Here is a 17796-nt window from a genome sequence, read left to right as displayed (position 1 = left end):
CTATCCCAATGTGGGAGTGAGCCTGCTCGCGATGAGTCCATAACAGTAGCATCTGTGTTGACGGTTAAATCGCTATCGCGAGCAGGCTCACTCCCACAGGGGATTTGTGGTGTGGCTGGAATACAAAAAGGCCATTCGATTCCCATCGAATGGCCTTTTTCGTTGCCGCCGGATTTACTCGGCGATCTGCAGCTTGCGCGCCTCGGTGTACACGTACCGTACTTTGTCGTACTCGAACGGGGAGTTCAGCTGGCCATAACGGAAGTTGGTCTGGTTGCGTTTGTCGATGCCGCGCAGGATCCAGACTTCAGGATGGTTTGAGCTGACTTCAGAAACGTTCAGGAAGTTGATTGCCGACTCTACGGTGAAATCGACCGCCAGTCCGCCTGTGTCGCGGATGTTGGAAGGGCCGAGGATTGGCAAGATCAGGTAGGCGCCGCCTGGTACACCGTAGAAACCCAGGGTTTGACCGAAGTCTTCGTTCTGGCGCGGCAGGCCCATGGCGGTGGCCGGGTCCCACAGGCCGGCGATGCCGATGGTGGTGTTGAGCAGCAGGCGCGCAGTGGTTTCCATCGAGCGCTTGCCTTTGAACTGCAACAGGCTGTTCACAAGGTTCGGCACATCGCCGAGGTTGTTGAAGAAGTTACTGACGCCGGTGCGCAGGAAGCTTGGGGTGATATAGCGATAGCCGTCGACCACGGGCAGGAACACCCATTGATCGAAGCGGTAATTGAAGTGATAAACCCGACGGTTCCACTCTTCCAGCGGGTCGTAGACGGCCAGTGCGTTGAGCGTCGAGCGTTCGAACTCGCGCTGGTCCAGCCCTGGGTTGAATTTGAGTTTGCTCAACGGTTCCTTGAAACCGTCACTGTCGACCACAACAGGCGTGCTGGCTTTGCTGTTGTCGGCATTGGCGACGCCTGCACAGAGTAACGCAGCGATTAGCAGGAGGTATTTAGCCACGGAAAAACTCCAGCATGGCGTCGCTGTTGACGCGGTAGTTAAGGTTGCCGCAATGGCCGCCGTATGGATAAACGGTCAAGCGATCGCCGAATGTCTTGCGCAGGAAGCCGAGGTCGCCAGGGCCCAGGATCACGTCGTCGGCATTGTGCATGACGGCGATTTTCGGGCTGTTGTGCAAGTAGTCCTTGAGGGCGTAGAGGCTCACCTGGTCGATCAGTTGCAGCAGGCTGCCGCCGTCGGTGCGGGCACGCCACATGGGGATGACCTGTTCAGTGATGTAGCAGTCGAAGTCGCACTGCAGCGCACGCTTGAGGAACGGCGTGAGGCTGGTGCCTTCGGTGATCGGGAACTTCGGTGGCGTGATCAGGCCGCGACGGTTGATCAGGTCCGAGGTGAACGCAATGTCGGCCGCCGAGAAGCGGAACGACGTGCCGATCAGCATGGCCAATTGCTCGTTGGTCAGGTGCTCCTTGGACTGCTGGAAGTCGTAGAGCAGGGCATCGTTGAGGTCGATGTAACCTTTCTCCTGGAAGTAGCGGGTCAGTTTGTTTAGCACCAGCTCATAGAACGTGGTGCTGCTGTTGATACCCTTGACCTCGGTCTGGACCAGCTTGTCCAGGTTGGTGATCGAGGTGTACAGGTTGACCGGCGGGTTGAGCAGCAAGACTTTCTTGAAGTTGAAGCTGCGGCGTGTCTCGTCCAGGTGCGCGACAAACGCTGCGTCCAGTGCGCCCAGGCTGTAACCGGTCAGGTAGTAATCGGTGACTGGCACTTTCGGGTTTTCTGCCCGCACGGCCTGCATCACCCGGTATAAGTCTTCGGCGTCTTCCTTGGTGACACCCGGAGTGGCAAAGCGCGAAGCGGCGCTCATGAAGTCGAAACTGGTTGGCGATGACAGTTGCACCACATGGTAGCCGGCCTGGTAGTAAAGCTTTTTCAGGTATTCATTGAGGCTGCTGTCAAAACGTGCGCCGGTGCCGGCAATCAGGAAGATCAGCGGTGCGGCTTTATCTTGCGTAGCGATGCGGTAGGTGAGGCTCTTCACCGCCCAGAAGTTGTCTGGCAGTTCGAATGCACGCTCCGGGCGCAGCGTGATACTGCGATCTTCCTGATTGATGTCGGCGTTCTGCGGTAATTCCGGACGCAGGTCTGGAGGTGTCGTGGCGATGGTCGCCTCGAACGGGTTGGTCAAGGGGTAGCCATAACTGGCGGCGTCGATATCGACCGCCAGTGCGGATGCACTCAAAATAAGGCCGCCAAAGAGGGCGGCGAAGCGCAAGGAACGGAGCATGACTAGATCCCTTAGAAGAAGGTGCCGAATGAAGTTCGCAGGCTATGACCATCGGTGTTGCGCCAAAGTGCCACGCATCGGCACCAAAGAGGCTTATTTCCGGGTAATAGTAGCTGGACGATACACTTAGCAGCGATTTCGTGACCAGTTTTATGTTGCTCACGTTTGCATACCGCTGTCGGAGGATTAAGCTGGCCGCCGTTTTTGCCTATTGGAGTGTTTCATGTCCCGCCGTCTGCCCGTGGTCCTGCTACTCGTTTTGCTGCCTTTATGGCTGGCCGCCAGTTACGGCGCGCGTTATGGCTTCATGGAGGATGCGCAGTGGGTGGGCCTCTGCGTCGACGAGGCGAGCCGATGGGAATGTGCGGTTCGTTCGAACCTGGGCTTGATGATTCACTTCAGTGTGTTGGGCTGGGCGGCGATCGCGGCGGCCGTGCTTGGCTTCGTGCTGCCGGGACGGGCAGGGTGGTGGCTGGCGGTGCTGTCGCTGGTGTTCGGGTTTCCGGCGTTGGCGTTGTACAACACGACGCTGGCTGTTTTTGCGGTGGTGATTGCGGGGTTGCGGTTGGTTCGGGAAAGTCGCGGCGTCTGATCGTCAGCCATCGTCGGAACGCCGCCCGGAGCCGGCTCACTCCTACAGTAGATCTTCAGTGAATACAAAATCTGTGTGCGACGAAGATCAAATGTAGGAGTGAGCCGGCTCCGGGCGGCGTTCCGACGATGAGGCCGGCAGCCGTGCTGAGAATTTAAGCTTTGCGAACCCGCAAACTGCGCCACAAAGCCGCCACCATCAGCACACTAACTAGCGCCCAACCCCAGGCCTGCTGGTTCTGCAAACCTTCACGGTACAGCTGCGGCGCAATGCCTGCGCCAATAATGAAGGTCAGCAACGCAATCTCCCGACGTGGCACGTTCACCGGGCGGCACAGGTACACAAGTGCCGGCAGGATAAATGCCACACTCGGGAAGCTGCGATAACGCGGATCAAGCACCAGCTCCAGCATCATCACCGCCGCGGCAAACCCCGCCGTCGCGAGCAGCCAGCCAGCGCGGCGCTCCAGCGCGTTGAATGCCCGCTCACGCCAACCGGTGCGTGCGCTCAACGTCAGCGCTGCATGCGCCAGCACCAGCAGATTCAAAGCCGTCAGCAGCGCCACCCACAACCATTCGCTCGCAAATCGCGTGGTAACGCGGGCCAGATCACCCCACGCGCCAATCGAGCAAGCCGCCAGCGCGCCGAGCAGTGGCAGCACCAGCGCCGCGCGAGTACTGCGAACGCGACCGCCGAGGATCAGCGTGCCGAGGAAAATCAAGCCGCCCACAGCGAGCCATTGCGACCAGTACGGCACGTTAGTCACCGGACCTGCCAGTACGCCCTTGTCCTGACGATCCGCGTCGAACAGTCCCCAGTAACCGCCGACCGCACCTTCGCTGGCACGTTTCCACGGCTGGTCGAAGGCTTCGATCAGGTTGTAATGCCAGCCTTGCTGTTCAGCCATGACGACAAAACCGCGAATGAACTTGGCTTCATTGACCCGGCTCGGCAGGGCGGTCTCACGTTGACGGCCTTCGCTCGGCCAGCCGGTTTCCCCGATCATCACGTCTTTGGGTGCGAACTTGTTGCCGAACACCTGACGCACTTCGGCCACATGTTGCAGGGCCGCGTCGATGTTCGAGGGATTATCTTCCCAGTACGGAAGCAAATGGATGGTCAGGAAGTCGACCGCCGGGGCGATTTCCGGGTGCTTGAGCCAGAATTCCCAGACGTCGGCGTAAGTGACGGGCTGTTTGACCTGGCTTTTGACCTTGTTAATCAGCTTGGCCAGTTGCGCGCCGGTGACCTCTTTGCGCAGCAGGGTTTCGTTACCGACGATGACCGCAGTCACCACGTCGGCGTTGGTATTCGCCGAGGCGATCAGCAGGTCGACCTCTTTATCGGTGTCGATCGGATTGCTGTTGACCCAAGCGCCAATCATCAGTTTCAGACCGTGCTTGCGTGCCAGATCAGGGATGGCCTCCAGACCGGTCATGGAATAGGTGCGGATGCATTCGAAGCTTTTGGCCAGCAGCGCAAGGTCGGCGTCCATGCGTTCCGGGCGCAATTTGAACGGCTGATCGAACGGTGATTGATCCTTGTCGAACGGCGTGTAGGAGGCGCATTGCAGCTTGTGCGTCGCGCTGGCCACGTCCGGCAAAATCACCGGTTTGCCCAAGCCGTACCAGAAGCCGACGAAGGCAAATAGCCCCAGCACGCAGGCGAATAAATAAGCAGAAAAAGGAAAACGTGATGTTGCGGGCATGGTCAGGCCGTCTGGGAACAAAGCCGCGCATGTTACCTGCATTTGCCGCAGATCAGGTGCCCCGCATAACGTTGACACGCAAAGTTCGGGCGGATTGGCCGGGGTGTTTGCGCTGGCCAAGAACTATGGCGTTCTGATGTCGTTTCTCGGTGCCTTGAGGTCGCTGGCAGAGCAGGTCGCAGTTGTCGTGAGGTTGATTATCGACGCATCAGTGCTCTCATAGATAAATCACGCTGATGTTCGAACGAGTTTGCGGTGGGCGTGATGGGGGCGCTGTGCATCATAACAATACGTTGACGCGACTCGGCACCCGTCGAGCGCAGCACTTTCGGGGAAGTAACAATGAAGATGCGACGACTCTTGGGCGCAGGTGCCGCTTTGGTGCTGGCGATCAGTTCTACTGTGGCCAGCGCCGAAGGCAAGGCAGTGACTATCGGTTATGTCGACGGCTGGTCGGACAGCGTTGCCACGACTAACGTGGCGGCAGAAGTGATCAGGCAGAAACTCGGTTATGACGTAAAGCTGCAAGCCGTTGCGACCGGAATCATGTGGCAGGGTGTGGCCACCGGCAAACTCGACGCCATGTTGTCGGCCTGGCTGCCGGTGACACACGGTGATTACTGGACCAAGAACAAGGATCAAGTCGTTGATTACGGTCCGAACTTCAAAGATGCAAAAATCGGTTTGATCGTACCGGAGTACGTCAAGGCCAAAACCATCGGCGATCTGAAAACCGACGACAGCTTCAAAGACCGCATCGTCGGCATCGACGCCGGTTCAGGCGTGATGCTCAAGTCCGAACAGGCCATCAAGGACTACGACCTGACCGGGTATCAACTCAAGGCCAGTTCCGGCGCCGGCATGATTGCCGAGCTGACCCGTGCCGAGAAGAAAAACGAATCCATCGCGGTAACCGGTTGGGTGCCGCACTGGATGTTTGCGAAGTGGAAACTGCGCTTCCTGGACGATCCGAAAGGCGTTTATGGCGCCGCTGAAACTGTAAATAACATCGGCAGCAAAGAACTCGCCACCAAAGCGCCGGAAGTGGCCAAGTTCCTGAAAAACTTCCAGTGGGCGTCGAAAGACGAAATCGGCGAAGTCATGTTGGCGATTCAAGATGGCGCCAAGCCGGAAGCCGCTGCGAAAGATTGGGTGGCCAAACACCCGGAGCGCGTTGCCGACTGGACCAAATGATTTGAGCTGACGCGTCTGGTCAGCACCTTAAAGGGCTGCTTGGCATTACTGCCAAGCAGCCTTTTGCTTTTCTGTAGGAGTCCGGCTTGCCGGCGAAGGCGGCCTCAAGATCGCCATCGCCGGCGAGCCGGGCTCCTACAGGGAACAAAACTGTCATGTCGTTCTAAGACTAAGGTCGTCTGGAACCTGTTTCGCAGCCGCATAGAGTGGATAACGTTCTAACAATAATCTGTGCTGCGAGGATAAAAACAATGAACGACAGCATTTACCTCTCGATTCAAAACAGCTCGCGCTTCAAGGAGCTGGTCAGTAAGAGGGAGCGATTCGCCTGGATACTTTCGGCGATCATGCTTGGGCTTTACTCCGGATTCATCCTTTTGATTGCTTACGGGCCGCATGTACTGGGGGCGAAAATCAGCCCTGAGTCTTCGATTACCTGGGGGATACCGATTGGTGTCGGGCTGATTCTCTCGGCCTTTATCCTGACTGCAATCTACGTACGACGCGCCAATGGCGAATTCGACGACCTGAACAATGCGATTCTCAAGGAGGCTCAGCAATGATCCGGCGTCTAATGGCTCTATTGAGCGTTGCAGCATTCGCACCTGGGGCCTGGGCGGCTGACGCCTTGACCGGTGCAGTGACTAAACAACCGCTGAACGTTGCCGCAATCCTGATGTTCGTGGTGTTCGTCGGCGCGACTTTGTGTATCACTTACTGGGCCTCCAAGAAAAACAACTCGGCCGCCGACTACTATGCGGCGGGCGGCAAGATCACTGGTTTCCAGAACGGTCTGGCGATTGCCGGTGACTACATGTCCGCGGCGTCCTTCCTGGGTATTTCCGCCCTGGTGTTCACCTCTGGCTACGACGGCCTGATCTACTCGATCGGCTTCCTGGTGGGCTGGCCGATCATTCTGTTCCTGATCGCCGAGCGTCTGCGCAACCTGGGTAAATACACCTTCGCCGACGTGGCGTCCTACCGCCTCGGGCAAACCCAGATCCGCACGCTGTCCGCTTGCGGTTCGCTGGTGGTGGTGGCGTTCTACCTGATCGCGCAGATGGTCGGTGCCGGCAAGCTGATCCAGCTGCTGTTCGGTCTCGACTACTACGTTGCGGTGATCCTGGTCGGTATCCTGATGTGCATGTATGTGTTGTTCGGCGGCATGCTGGCGACCACCTGGGTGCAGATCATCAAGGCCGTGCTGCTGCTGTCCGGTGCCTCGTTCATGGCACTGATGGTGATGAAGCACGTCAACTTCGACTTCAACATGCTGTTTTCCGAGGCGATCAAGGTTCACCCTAAAGGTGAAGCGATCATGAGCCCGGGCGGTCTGGTGAAAGACCCGATCTCGGCGTTCTCCCTGGGCCTGGCACTGATGTTCGGTACCGCTGGCCTGCCGCACATTCTGATGCGCTTCTTCACCGTGAGTGACGCGAAAGAAGCTCGCAAGAGCGTGCTGTATGCAACCGGCTTCATTGGTTACTTCTACATCCTGACATTCATTATCGGCTTCGGCGCGATCCTGCTGGTCAGCACCAATCCGGAATTCAAAGATGCGGCGGGCGCGCTGTTGGGCGGCAACAACATGGCGGCGGTGCACCTGGCCAACGCGGTGGGTGGCAGTATTTTCCTCGGCTTCATCTCGGCGGTAGCGTTCGCGACCATCCTGGCAGTTGTTGCCGGTCTGACCCTGGCCGGTGCATCGGCGGTGTCTCATGACCTGTATGCCAGCGTAATCAAGAAGGGCAAGGCCAACGAGAAAGACGAGATTCGCGTCTCGAAAATCACCACTATCGCTCTGGCGGTGCTGGCGATCGGCCTGGGCATTCTGTTTGAAAGCCAGAACATCGCGTTCATGGTGGGCCTGGCGTTCTCCATCGCGGCGAGCTGTAACTTCCCGGTGCTGCTGCTTTCCATGTACTGGAAGAAGCTGACCACCCGCGGTGCAATGATCGGCGGATGGTTGGGCCTGGTGAGTGCTGTTGGCTTGATGGTGCTTGGGCCAACCATTTGGGTGCAGATCCTGCATCACGAGAAGGCGATCTTCCCGTATGAGTACCCGGCACTGTTCTCCATGGCGATTGCCTTCGTTGGTATCTGGTTCTTCTCGATCACTGACAAGTCGACTGCGGCTGACAACGAGCGCGCGCTGTTCTTTCCTCAGTTTGTTCGTTCGCAGACTGGTTTGGGGGCGAGTGGGGCGGTTTCGCACTAAGGCTTCAGATTTGGTTATGTAAATTGCGTTAAACAGAAATGCCCCGGTCGAGAGATCGGGGCATTTTTTGTTGGGCGGTAATCGACCTGAGTTTTGTTGATTGGGTACATATCCATTTCTGCGGTAACGGCGACTTATGGTTTCGCCCTGACGGTCGACTCCCTTTGGCAAACGCCGGAGTGCCGGCCCAGCCCAAAGGAAGCAAAGGTCTCGCCCCGAGCGTCCGGCCCCTCGCCTAGGCTCGGCGTTCCTTCGCTCCGGTAGCCGCCCCCGGAGCAATGCCGGAGTGAGGGCATGCCGAGCCTGGGCGAGGCACCGAATGGAGGGGCAAAAGCGCTTTGGTTACTTTCGCGCTTTTCGAAAGTGACTCGCTGTAAGAGCGAAACCGCCAGCAGCCACACCCAAAGAAACGGATATGTACACAACCAACCAAACCTCAAAGCACACAAACAAAAACGGCCTCTATATATAGAGGCCGTTTACGGTGCAGCTTAAGACGTTATCGCAAGACAGGTCTTATTTGCGGTCTTCCAGCTTGGTGATGTCACGCGACTCGTAGCCGGTGTACAGCTGGCGCGGGCGGCCAATCTTGTACGGGCTGGAGAGCATTTCTTTCCAGTGGGAGATCCAGCCGACAGTCCGCGCCAGAGCGAAGATCACGGTGAACATGCTGGTTGGAATGCCGATCGCCTTGAGGATGATCCCCGAGTAGAAGTCGACGTTCGGGTACAGCGAGCGTTCGATGAAGTACGGGTCGGTCAGGGCGATCTCTTCCAGGCGCATGGCCAGTTCGAGTTGCGGATCGTTGTTGATGCCCAGTTCTTTCAGTACTTCGTCGCAGGTCTGCTTCATGACGGTAGCGCGTGGGTCGCGGTTTTTGTAAACCCGGTGACCGAAGCCCATCAGTTTGAACGGATCGTTCTTGTCCTTGGCCTTGGCGATGTACTTGTCGATGTTCGACACATCGCCAATTTCATCGAGCATGGTCAGAACGGCTTCGTTCGCGCCGCCGTGGGCAGGGCCCCACAGTGCAGCGATGCCGGCGGCGATACAGGCGAACGGGTTGGCACCCGAAGAGCCGGCCAGGCGTACGGTGGAAGTCGATGCGTTCTGCTCGTGGTCGGCATGGAGGATGAAGATCCGGTCCATGGCCTTGGCGAGCACCGGGCTGATCGGTTTGATCTCGCACGGGGTGTTGAACATCATGTGCAGGAAGTTTTCCGCGTACGTCAGGTCGTTGCGCGGGTACATCATGGGTTGGCCCATGGAGTACTTGTAAACCATCGCTGCCAGTGTCGGCATCTTGGCAACCAGGCGGATCGCGGAAATTTCGCGATGCTGCGGGTTATTGATGTCGAGGGAGTCGTGGTAGAACGCCGAGAGGGCGCCGACTACGCCGCACATGACGGCCATCGGGTGGGCGTCGCGACGGAAGCCGTTGAAGAAGGTCTTCAGCTGCTCGTGAACCATGGTGTGGTTCTTGACGGTGCTGACAAACTGGGCCTTCTGTTCTGCGGTCGGCAATTCGCCGTTGAGCAGCAGATAGCAGGTTTCCAGGTAGTCCGACTTTTCAGCCAGCTGTTCGATCGGGTAGCCGCGGTGCAACAGAATGCCGTTGTCGCCGTCGATATAGGTGATCTTCGACTCGCAGGAAGCGGTCGACATGAAACCAGGGTCAAAGGTGAAACGGCCCGTGGCCGTCAGGCCCCGAACATCGATAACATCGGGACCAACGGTGCCGGTTAAAATGGGCAGCTCGACGGGGGCTGCGCCCTCGATGATCAACTGCGCTTTTTTGTCAGCCATGTGGCCTCCTATTTATGCTTGAAATCATCAGACAGACCCCCCACGCAGGGCCCGCACCACTATAGTGAGATAAATTCGAATGTCAATTTGCCTAAAGTCTTGCTCCAGAAGGCTTTAACCGGACTTTTTCCTCGAAATTGACTGCCATTTACGCCTTTTATCCAACTTGTGCAATCAGCTATTAGGGGAAGGTGAACGCGTTGTCATTAGTAGCCTAACTGTCTATACTCGGCCTCCGACCGCCAGGGGCTTTTGGGCCTGCTTTATTGGGGGTCGCACTCCCTGGGTGGTGGGTACCTGACCAGTGCACTCCCCAACAACTTTGCCCTGATTGTTAGGGGCTCTTCAGTGTGAAAAAAAGCCGTGAATAGCCAACGACCTGTAAACCTAGACCTAAGGACCATCAAACTCCCAGTCACTGCTTACACGTCCATTCTTCACCGGATCTCCGGAATCATCCTCTTTGTCAGCCTGGCCATCATGCTTTATGCATTGGACAAGTCGCTGAGCTCGGAAGAAGGTTTTGGCCAGGTGAAGGCGTGTCTGACCAGTCCGCTAGCCAAGCTAGTGACATGGGGCATCCTGTCCGCCTTGCTGTATCACCTGGTTGCCGGTGTGCGCCATTTGATGATGGACATGGGCATCGGCGAGTCGCTTGAAGGCGGCAAACTGGGCTCGAAAATCGTTATCGCCGTTTCCGTGGTGGTAATCGTTCTGGCAGGAGTTTGGATATGGTAACTAACGTCACGAACCTGTCGCGTTCGGGCCTCTATGACTGGATGGCACAACGTGTGTCTGCGGTCGTTCTCGCGGCTTACTTCATTTTCCTGATCGGATACGTCGTTGCCCATCCTGGCCTCGGCTACGCCCAATGGCATGAACTGTTCGCAAGCAACTGGATGCGTATTTTCAGTCTCCTGGCTCTCGTTGCCCTCGGCGCTCACGCCTGGGTCGGCATGTGGACCATCGCGACCGACTACCTGACGCCAATGGCGTTCGGCAAGTCCGCGACTGCAATACGTTTCCTCTTCCAGGCAGTATGCGGCGTCGCGATGTTCGCCTACTTCGTCTGGGGTGTGCAGATTCTTTGGGGTATCTGATTCATGTCTACTACAGTTAATACGCTTTCGTTCGACGCCATCATCATTGGTGGCGGCGGTGCTGGCATGCGCGCTGCTCTGCAGCTGGCGCAAGGTGGTCACAAGACTGCCGTAGTTACCAAGGTTTTCCCGACTCGTTCGCACACTGTATCCGCCCAGGGTGGCATCACCTGCGCCATCGCCTCGGCAGATCCGAACGATGACTGGCGCTGGCACATGTACGATACCGTCAAGGGTTCCGACTACATCGGTGACCAGGACGCTATCGAATACATGTGTTCCGTAGGCCCGGAAGCCGTTTTCGAACTCGAGCACATGGGCTTGCCGTTCTCCCGTACTGAACAGGGTCGCATCTATCAGCGTCCGTTCGGCGGTCAGTCGAAAGACTTCGGTAAAGGTGGCCAGGCTGCCCGTACATGCGCCGCTGCCGACCGTACCGGTCACGCTCTGCTGCACACTCTGTATCAGGCCAACCTCAAGGCAGGCACCGTATTCCTTAACGAATACTACGGCGTCGACCTGGTGAAGAACGAAGATGGTGCCTTTGTCGGCATGATCGTCATCTGCATCGAGACTGGCGAAACTTCCTACGTCCGCGCTAACGCCACCGTTCTGGCGACGGGCGGTGCAGGTCGTATCTACTCGTCCACCACCAACGCCCTGATCAACACCGGTGACGGCGTCGGCATGGCTCTGCGTGCTGGTGTGCCGGTACAAGACATCGAAATGTGGCAGTTCCACCCGACCGGCATCGCCGGCGCCGGTGTACTGGTGACAGAAGGCTGCCGCGGTGAAGGCGGTTACCTGATCAACAAGCACGGCGAGCGTTTCATGGAGCGTTATGCTCCGAACGCCAAAGACCTGGCTGGTCGTGACGTTGTTGCCCGTTCGATGGTTAAAGAAATCATCGCCGGCAACGGTTGCGGTCCGGATGGCGACCACGTAATGCTGAAACTCGATCACCTCGGTGAAGACGTTCTGCACAGCCGTCTGCCAGGCATCATGGAGCTGTCCAAGACCTTCGCTCACGTCGATCCAGCCGTGGCGCCGATTCCGGTCGTTCCAACCTGCCACTATATGATGGGCGGCGTTGCCACCAACATTCATGGCCAGGCAATCACTCAGGACGCCGAAGGCGTTGACCAGATCATTCCTGGTCTGTTTGCCGTAGGCGAAGTGGCGTGCGTATCGGTTCACGGTGCCAACCGTCTGGGCGGCAACTCGCTGCTCGACCTGGTGGTATTCGGCCGTGCCGCCGGTCTGTTCCTGGAACAGACCCTGAAAGAAGGCGTTGATTACGCTCGTCCTCGCCAGTCCGATATCGACGCTGCCCTGGCGCGTCTCGATGGCCTGAACTCGCGTACCGAGGGTGAAGACGTCGCTACCCTGCGTAAAGAACTGCAAAACTGCATGCAGAACTACTTCGGTGTGTTCCGTACCGGCGAATACATGCAGAAGGGTATTGCCCAGCTGGCTGATCTGCGTGGCCGTATCGCCAACGTCAAGATCAACGATAAGAGCCAGGCGTTCAACACTGCTCGTATCGAAGCGCTGGAACTGCAAAACCTGCTGGAAGTGGCCGAAGCCACCGCCATCGCTGCAGAGATCCGCAAAGAGTCCCGCGGCGCTCACGCCCGTGAAGACTACGAAGACCGCGACGACGAAAACTGGCTGTGCCACACCCTGTACTTCCCGGGTGACAAGCGCGTGACCAAGCGTGCTGTGAACTTCTCGCCGAAGACTGTTCCGACTTTTGAACCTAAGATTCGGACTTATTAAGGGTGGCCGCCATGTTGCAAGTCAGTGTTTATCGCTACAACCCTGATCAGGACGCTGCGCCGTTCATGCAGGAATTCCAGGTCGATACCGGTGGTAAAGACCTGATGGTGCTGGACGTGCTGGCCCTGATCAAAGAGCAGGACGAAGGTTTCTCCTATCGTCGCTCTTGCCGTGAAGGCGTTTGCGGTTCCGACGGCATGAACATCAACGGCAAAAACGGCCTGGCATGCGTCACGCCGCTGTCTGCTGTCGTAAAAGGTAACAAACTGATTGTTCGTCCACTGCCAGGTTTGCCGGTTATCCGTGACCTGGTCGTTGATATGAGCATCTTCTACAAGCAATACGAGAAGGTTAAGCCATTCCTGCAGAACGATACGCCGGCTCCGGCCATCGAACGTCTGCAGTCTCCGGAAGAGCGTGAAAAGCTTGATGGTCTGTACGAGTGCATCCTGTGCGCTTGCTGCTCGACTTCTTGCCCGTCCTTCTGGTGGAACCCGGACAAGTTCCTGGGTCCAGCTGCTCTGCTGCAAGCGTACCGCTTCCTGGCAGACAGTCGCGACACCAAGACTGCCGAGCGTCTGGCTTCGCTGGATGACCCGTTCAGCGTATTCCGCTGCCGCGGGATCATGAACTGCGTCAACGTCTGTCCGAAAGGCCTGAACCCGACTAAGGCCATCGGTCACGTACGTAACATGCTGCTGCAAAGCGGCGTGTGACTCAGCTGTTGTAACCCGGCTGTTGTAAATGTAGTACCGCTGTACCCGTAGATGCTACGGCGCAGGCTTCAACCGGCGCCGTAGTTTTAACCTGAGCAGCAGCTTACAAGGCTGCGGCTCTTATTTTGAAGAAATGAGACAAGCAGGGGCATCCGGGCTGGTACCCGGACTATCAGCGTGATCCTAAGTGGCTTGTTTTGGTCGCTGCATTCGGACTTCTGCAAGTGTGCTCGGTGTCGACGCCGGTGGTGTTCCCCTAACCGAGGGTGACCAAGCATGCAAGAAAGCGTGATGCAGCGCATGTGGAACAGCGCCTACCTATCTGGTAGTAACGCTGCCTATGTGGAAGAGCTCTACGAGCTCTACCTGCACGACCCTAACGCTGTGCCAGAAGAGTGGCGCACCTACTTCCAGAAGTTGCCGGCTGACGGCAACACTGCTACCGATGTTTCGCACTCCACAATTCGCGATCATTTCGTCTTGCTGGCAAAGAACCAGCGCCGCGCCCAACCGGTTTCCGCCGGCAGCGTGAGCAGTGAGCACGAGAAGAAGCAAGTTGAAGTGCTGCGATTGATCCAGGCCTACCGTATGCGTGGCCACCAGGCAGCCCAGCTTGACCCGCTGGGGCTGTGGCAGCGTCCTGCACCTGCAGACCTGTCGATCAATCATTACGGCTTGACCAATGCCGATCTTGATACGATCTTCCGTGCCGGCGACCTGTTCATCGGCAAAGAGGAAGCGAGCCTACGCGAAATTCACGAAGCGTTGCAGCAGACATATTGCCGCACCATCGGCGCTGAATTTACGCACATCACCGATTCCGAGCAGCGCCAGTGGTTCCAGCAGCGTCTGGAAAGCGTGCGCGGCCGTCCAACGTACTCCGCCGACATCAAGAGCCACCTGCTCGAACGCGTCACCGCCGGCGAAGGTCTGGAAAAATACCTGGGCACCAAATACCCGGGTACCAAGCGTTTCGGTCTGGAAGGCGGCGAGAGCCTGATTCCGATGCTCGACGAGTTGATCCAGCGTTCCGGTTCCTACGGCACCAAGGAAATCGTCATCGGCATGGCCCACCGTGGCCGTCTCAACGTGTTGGTCAACACCTTCGGCAAGAACCCGCGCGAGCTGTTCGACGAGTTCGAAGGCAAGAAGAAGGTCGAGCTGGGTTCCGGTGACGTTAAGTATCACCAAGGCTTCTCGTCCAACGTGATGACCTCCGGCGGTGAAGTTCACCTGGCCATGGCGTTCAACCCGTCCCACCTGGAAATCGTTTCTCCAGTGGTCGAGGGTTCGGTTCGCGCCCGTCAGGATCGTCGTAACGACCCTACCGGTGAGAAGGTTCTGCCGATTTCCATCCACGGTGACGCGGCATTCGCCGGTCAGGGCGTGGTGATGGAAACCTTCCAGATGTCGCAGACCCGCGGGTTCAAAACCGGCGGCACCGTGCACATCGTGATCAACAACCAGGTCGGTTTCACCATCAGCAACCCGCTGGACTCGCGTTCCACCGAGTACGCGACCGACGTTGCGAAAATGATCCAGGCGCCGATCCTCCATGTGAATGGTGATGATCCGGAAGCCGTGTTGTTCGTGACCCAGCTGGCCATCGACTACCGCATGCAGTTCAAGCGTGACGTGGTGATCGACCTGGTCTGCTACCGTCGTCGCGGCCACAACGAGGCCGACGAGCCAAGCGGCACCCAGCCTCTGATGTATCAGCAGATCACCAAGCAGCGCACCACCCGTGAACTGTATGCCGATCGCCTGACTCAGGCCGGCGTGCTGGACGCCGCGCGTGTTCAGACGAAAGTCGACGAATACCGCAACGCGCTGGACAACGGTCTGCATGTTGTAAAAAGCCTGGTCAAAGAGCCGAACAAAGAGTTGTTCGTGGACTGGCGTCCGTATCTGGGCCACGCCTGGACCGCGCGTCACGACACGCGTTTCGATCTGAAAACCTTGCAGGAACTGTCCGCCAAGCTGCTGGAAATTCCGGAAGGCTTCGTGGTTCAGCGCCAGGTCGCGAAAATCTACGAAGACCGTCAGAAGATGCAAGCCGGCGGCCTGCCGATCAACTGGGGTTACGCCGAAACCATGGCGTACGCGACCCTGGCGTTCGAAGGTCACCCGATTCGCATGACGGGTCAGGACATCGGTCGCGGTACGTTCTCGCACCGTCACGCTGTCTTGCACAACCAGAAAGACGCAGGCACCTATATCCCGCTGCAAAACCTGTACAACGGCCAGCCACGTTTCGACTTGTACGATTCGTTCCTGTCCGAAGAAGCGGTTCTGGCGTTCGAATACGGTTATTCGACCACCACGCCTGATGCGTTGGTTATCTGGGAAGCCCAGTTCGGCGACTTCGCCAACGGTGCCCAAGTGGTTATCGACCAGTTCATCACCAGTGGCGAGCACAAGTGGGGCCGTCTCTGCGGTCTGACCATGTTGCTGCCGCACGGTTATGAAGGTCAGGGTCCGGAGCACTCGTCGGCTCGTCTGGAGCGTTACCTGCAACTGTGCGCCGAGCACAACATTCAGGTAGCCGTACCGACCACGCCGGCTCAGATCTATCACTTGCTGCGTCGTCAGGTCATTCGCCCGCTGCGCAAGCCATTGATCGTTCTGACTCCAAAGTCGCTGTTGCGCCACAAACTGGCCATTTCGACCCTGGAAGATCTGGCCGAAGGTTCGTTCCAGACCGTGATCCCGGAAATCGATGTTCAAGATCCGAAAAAGGTCGAGCGCATTGTTCTGTGTAGCGGCAAGGTCTACTACGACCTGCTGGAAAAACGCCGTGCCGAAGGTCGTGACGACATCGCCGTCGTGCGTATCGAGCAGCTGTACCCATTCCCTGAGGACGACTTGAAAGAAGTCCTGGCTCCTTACACCAACGCCAAACATGCCGTTTGGTGTCAGGAAGAGCCGATGAACCAGGGTGCCTGGTACTGCAGCCAACACCACTTGCGTCGCAGTATCAGTACCCTCAACAAGTCTCTCGTACTCGAGTACGCGGGCCGTGAGGCTTCTGCTGCACCTGCATGCGGTTATGCATCGATGCACGCTGAGCAGCAGGAAAAACTGCTGCAAGACGCCTTTACTGTTTAACGCCTTCGCGCACCTGAAACCGAATTTAAGGACCCACAGATAATGGCTATCGAAATCAAAGCCCCCACTTTCCCGGAATCGGTTGCCGATGGCACCGTTGCCACCTGGCACAAACAACCGGGCGACGCTGTAAAGCGTGACGACCTGATTGTCGATATCGAAACCGACAAGGTTGTGCTGGAAGTGTTGGCCACTGCTGACGGCGTGTTGGGCGCTATCGTCAAGAACGAAGGCGACACCGTTCTGTCCGACGAAGTTCTGGGCTCCATCGAAGCGGGCGGCGCTGCTGTTGCCGCTCCGGCCGCTCCGGCCGCTGCACAAGCGGCTGCTCCAGCTGCTGAAGGCGAGGACGATCCTGTTGCTGCACCGGCTGCTCGCAAGCTGGCTGAAGAAAACGGCATCAACATCGCGTCCGTTGCCGGTACTGGCAAAGGCGGTCGTGTGACCAAGGAAGACGTGGTGGCTGCTGTTGCTGCCAAGAAAGCCGCTCCGGCTGCCGCGCCTGCCAAGGCTGCTGCGCCTGCTGCCGCTGCTCCTGTGTTCGCCGCTGGCGACCGCATCGAGAAGCGTGTTCCGATGACCCGCGTTCGCGCTACCGTGGCCAAGCGTCTGGTAGAAGCTCAATCGAACATGGCGATGCTGACCACCTTCAACGAAGTCGACATGACCGAAGTCATGGCCCTGCGTTCGAAGTACAAGGACCTGTTCGAGAAGTCCCACAACGGCGTACGCCTGGGCTTCATGTCGTTCTTCGTGAAAGCGGCCACCGAAGCGCTGAAACGCTTCCCGGCTGTTAACGCCTCGATCGACGGCGGCGACATCGTTTACCACGGCTACGCCGACGTAGGTGTTGCTGTTTCCAGCGACCGTGGTCTGGTTGTGCCGGTTCTGCGTAACGCCGAACTGATGAGCCTGGCTGAAATCGAAGGCGGCATCGCTACCTTCGGCAAGAAAGCCCGTGACGGCAAACTGTCGATGGACGAAATGACCGGCGGCACATTCACCATCACCAACGGTGGTACTTTCGGTTCGATGATGTCGACCCCGATCGTCAACCCGCCGCAAGCAGCTATTCTGGGCATGCACAACATTCTGCAGCGCCCTATGGCGATCAACGGTCAGGTCGTTATCCGTCCGATGATGTACCTGGCTCTGTCCTACGATCACCGTCTGATCGATGGCAAAGAAGCTGTGACCTTCCTGGTTACCATCAAGAACCTGCTGGAAGACCCGGCTCGTTTGTTGCTGGATATCTGATAGAAGCGGCTGCAGGTTTCAAGTTCCAGGCTGCACGAAAGGACAGCCTGGCTTGGAGCTTGCG

14 protein-coding genes are annotated in these 17796 nt (G+C 57.7%); 10 read left to right on the top strand and 4 right to left on the bottom strand.

Features of this window, described 5'->3' with window-relative positions:
• Positions 1-174 precede the first annotated feature (174 nt).
• Both KGB06_RS09020 and KGB06_RS09015 read right to left on the bottom strand, forming a co-directional pair.
• A complete protein-coding gene (locus KGB06_RS09020; protein WP_223514173.1) occupies positions 175-963 on the bottom strand; it encodes a VacJ family lipoprotein in 789 nt (262 codons plus the stop codon).
• The gene (locus tag KGB06_RS09015) at positions 956-2254 is read right to left on the bottom strand and encodes a serine/threonine protein kinase (protein ID WP_223514172.1); all 1299 of its coding nucleotides are present in this window, start codon (positions 2252-2254) and stop codon (positions 956-958) included. Before KGB06_RS09015 ends, KGB06_RS09020 begins: the two co-directional genes overlap by 8 nt.
• A gap of 223 nt (positions 2255-2477) precedes the next feature.
• On the opposite strand from KGB06_RS09015, the gene KGB06_RS09010 reads away from it, so the two are divergent.
• On the top strand, positions 2478-2846 hold the full coding sequence (locus KGB06_RS09010) for a hypothetical protein (protein WP_223514169.1): 369 nt from the start codon (positions 2478-2480) through the stop codon (positions 2844-2846).
• A gap of 154 nt (positions 2847-3000) precedes the next feature.
• Here KGB06_RS09010 and KGB06_RS09005 read toward each other — a convergent pair whose 3' ends face one another.
• Positions 3001-4596, bottom strand: a complete 1596-nt coding sequence (locus tag KGB06_RS09005; protein ID WP_223514166.1) for a beta (1-6) glucans synthase — start codon at positions 4594-4596, stop codon at positions 3001-3003.
• 300 nt (positions 4597-4896) lie between these two features.
• Between KGB06_RS09005 and KGB06_RS09000 the strand changes: the two genes are divergently transcribed.
• The 3 genes from KGB06_RS09000 (at position 4897) to KGB06_RS08990 (ending at position 7966) form a co-directional block, all read left to right on the top strand.
• Positions 4897-5748: a glycine betaine ABC transporter substrate-binding protein gene (locus KGB06_RS09000; RefSeq protein ID WP_223514163.1), complete on the top strand. Its 852-nt coding sequence runs from the start codon at positions 4897-4899 to the stop codon at positions 5746-5748.
• 251 nt (positions 5749-5999) lie between these two features.
• Complete coding sequence (locus KGB06_RS08995; RefSeq protein ID WP_223514161.1) at positions 6000-6311, top strand: DUF485 domain-containing protein; 312 nt, start codon at positions 6000-6002, stop codon at positions 6309-6311.
• On the top strand, positions 6308-7966 hold the full coding sequence (locus KGB06_RS08990; RefSeq protein WP_223514158.1) for a cation acetate symporter: 1659 nt from the start codon (positions 6308-6310) through the stop codon (positions 7964-7966). The genes KGB06_RS08995 and KGB06_RS08990 overlap by 4 nt, the downstream gene beginning before the upstream one ends.
• Before the next feature lie 516 nt (positions 7967-8482).
• Here the strand turns inward: KGB06_RS08990 and gltA are convergent.
• Positions 8483-9772, bottom strand: coding sequence for a citrate synthase (gene gltA / locus KGB06_RS08985; protein ID WP_017337241.1), 1290 nt, complete (start codon positions 9770-9772; stop codon positions 8483-8485).
• 363 nt (positions 9773-10135) lie between these two features.
• Here gltA and sdhC point away from each other — a divergent pair, with 363 nt between their 5' ends.
• The 6 genes from sdhC (at position 10136) to odhB (ending at position 17732) form a co-directional block, all read left to right on the top strand.
• Positions 10136-10510, top strand: coding sequence for a succinate dehydrogenase, cytochrome b556 subunit (gene sdhC, locus KGB06_RS08980; protein ID WP_081502780.1), 375 nt, complete (start codon positions 10136-10138; stop codon positions 10508-10510).
• On the top strand, positions 10504-10872 hold the full coding sequence (gene sdhD / locus KGB06_RS08975) for a succinate dehydrogenase, hydrophobic membrane anchor protein (protein WP_059402221.1): 369 nt from the start codon (positions 10504-10506) through the stop codon (positions 10870-10872). Before sdhC ends, sdhD begins: the two co-directional genes overlap by 7 nt.
• A gap of 3 nt (positions 10873-10875) precedes the next feature.
• Positions 10876-12651, top strand: coding sequence for a succinate dehydrogenase flavoprotein subunit (sdhA, locus tag KGB06_RS08970; RefSeq protein ID WP_223514155.1), 1776 nt, complete (start codon positions 10876-10878; stop codon positions 12649-12651).
• Positions 12652-12662: 11 nt separating this feature from the next.
• Positions 12663-13367, top strand: coding sequence for a succinate dehydrogenase iron-sulfur subunit (locus KGB06_RS08965; protein WP_223514152.1), 705 nt, complete (start codon positions 12663-12665; stop codon positions 13365-13367).
• Between the two features lie 276 nt (positions 13368-13643).
• A complete protein-coding gene (locus tag KGB06_RS08960; RefSeq protein WP_223514150.1) occupies positions 13644-16475 on the top strand; it encodes a 2-oxoglutarate dehydrogenase E1 component in 2832 nt (943 codons plus the stop codon).
• 42 nt (positions 16476-16517) lie between these two features.
• Complete coding sequence (odhB, locus tag KGB06_RS08955) at positions 16518-17732, top strand: 2-oxoglutarate dehydrogenase complex dihydrolipoyllysine-residue succinyltransferase (protein WP_223514148.1); 1215 nt, start codon at positions 16518-16520, stop codon at positions 17730-17732.
• Positions 17733-17796 lie beyond the last annotated feature (64 nt).

Source organism: Pseudomonas sp. GL-B-19, from assembly GCF_019956415.1.
Lineage (GTDB): Bacteria > Pseudomonadota > Gammaproteobacteria > Pseudomonadales > Pseudomonadaceae > Aquipseudomonas.
This window is presented reverse-complemented; position numbering and strand designations above follow the sequence as displayed.

Excerpts from the sequence above, each read along its gene's own strand:
- KGB06_RS09015 (WP_223514172.1), bottom strand. The coding sequence starts at position 2,254 with ATGCTCCGTTCCTTGCGCTTCGCCGCCCTCTTTGGCGGCCTTATTTTG.
- KGB06_RS09010 (WP_223514169.1), top strand. The coding sequence starts at position 2,478 with ATGTCCCGCCGTCTGCCCGTGGTCCTGCTACTCGTTTTGCTGCCTTTA.
- KGB06_RS09005 (WP_223514166.1), bottom strand. The coding sequence starts at position 4,596 with ATGCAGGTAACATGCGCGGCTTTGTTCCCAGACGGCCTGACCATGCCC.
- KGB06_RS09000 (WP_223514163.1), top strand. The coding sequence starts at position 4,897 with ATGAAGATGCGACGACTCTTGGGCGCAGGTGCCGCTTTGGTGCTGGCG.
- KGB06_RS08995 (WP_223514161.1), top strand. The coding sequence starts at position 6,000 with ATGAACGACAGCATTTACCTCTCGATTCAAAACAGCTCGCGCTTCAAG.
- KGB06_RS08990 (WP_223514158.1), top strand. The coding sequence starts at position 6,308 with ATGATCCGGCGTCTAATGGCTCTATTGAGCGTTGCAGCATTCGCACCT.
- gltA (WP_017337241.1), bottom strand. The coding sequence starts at position 9,772 with ATGGCTGACAAAAAAGCGCAGTTGATCATCGAGGGCGCAGCCCCCGTC.
- sdhD (WP_059402221.1), top strand. The coding sequence starts at position 10,504 with ATGGTAACTAACGTCACGAACCTGTCGCGTTCGGGCCTCTATGACTGG.
- sdhA (WP_223514155.1), top strand. The coding sequence starts at position 10,876 with ATGTCTACTACAGTTAATACGCTTTCGTTCGACGCCATCATCATTGGT.
- KGB06_RS08965 (WP_223514152.1), top strand. The coding sequence starts at position 12,663 with ATGTTGCAAGTCAGTGTTTATCGCTACAACCCTGATCAGGACGCTGCG.
- KGB06_RS08960 (WP_223514150.1), top strand. The coding sequence starts at position 13,644 with ATGCAAGAAAGCGTGATGCAGCGCATGTGGAACAGCGCCTACCTATCT.
- odhB (WP_223514148.1), top strand. The coding sequence starts at position 16,518 with ATGGCTATCGAAATCAAAGCCCCCACTTTCCCGGAATCGGTTGCCGAT.